1 pseudogene is annotated in these 1149 nt (G+C 59.2%); it reads right to left on the bottom strand.

The features are described from left to right. Positions 1-120: 120 nt before the first annotated feature. Positions 121-953 (bottom strand): annotated as a pseudogene (locus EWH12_RS22850) (IS3 family transposase); the annotation flags it as partial. Positions 954-1149: the final 196 nt, after the last annotated feature.

Below are 1149 nucleotides of genomic sequence, written 5' to 3'. Positions count from 1 at the left end.
GGCAGGGAGCGATCCCGTTGACGGTGGAAGCCATCTGGCTCAGAATGCATGCAGCGCCGATGTTTGTCGGCGCATAGATATCTGTTGGCCAAAACCCGCCGCTGCTTCCTGACCTAGGACGTTATCGGACCGGATATGTTCAGGCGGCCCATGCTCGATGAACAGGTCGGCCAACACGTCGATCACGTCGTTGGACCGGAACCGTCGCAGCGGCACCATCGCCAGACATTCGCGGCTGAACTCGTCGATGATATTGAGCATCCGGAACTTGCGTCCGTTGCGCGTCTTATCCTCGACGAAGTCGTAAGACCACACATGCCCGCGATGCTGTGGCCGCAACCTTATACACGACCCATCGCCCAGCCAGAGCCGACGTCGTTTCGGTTGCCTCTTCGGCACTTTAAGACCCTCCCGCCGCCAGATGCGTTCCACTACCGACAAGCTGACCTGCCAGCCTGCATGGCCGAGCAAGGCATGGATACGGCGATAGCCGTACCGGCCATAATCCCTGGCCAGCGCGATGATGTCGGCCGTCAGATGCCGTTCGTCGGCATCATCCTTGGGACGATGTCGCTGCGCTGAACGATGCTGAACCAGAACACGGCAGGTCCGCCGCTCCGATACCGGAAGAACCCGGCGGACCTGCTCGATCGCTTCACGGCGACGGGAGGGACTCAAAAAGTCAGCTTCGACGCCTCTTGCAGGATCGCCTTGTCCAGCGCCAGATCCGCAACCAGCTTCTTCAGCTGCGCATTTTCCCGCTCCAGATCCTTCATCCGACGCACCTGGTCGACCTTCAGGCCACCATATTCCTTACGCCACCTATACAGCGTCTGTTCGGCAATCCCGATCTGCCGACAAGCCTCGACGGCGGTCCCGCCTCGACCGACAATCACATCCACCTCACGCAGCTTCGCGATGATCTGCTCCGGCGTAAATCGCTGACGTCCCATATATTTCTCCAATTCTTATGCCCTCTCGGGCTCTCTCCAGAATTGGACCAATTTTCTCAAGGCAGACCAAACCGACCCACGCGGCTGGGGCGGTTGCCAAGAAGGAATGCACGCTGGTTTCGACATTCAACAGGCCCGATGGTTCGGGTCATGCAGGGCCGATTTCGATGAGCGGAGATAGCGGGGAAATCAACCT

Origin of the sequence: Sphingobium cupriresistens, from assembly GCF_004152865.1 — a bacterium.
Taxonomy (GTDB): Bacteria; Pseudomonadota; Alphaproteobacteria; order Sphingomonadales; family Sphingomonadaceae; genus Sphingobium; species Sphingobium cupriresistens.
Note: the sequence above shows the minus strand (reverse complement) of the source record. Positions and strands in the feature narration are given on the sequence as shown.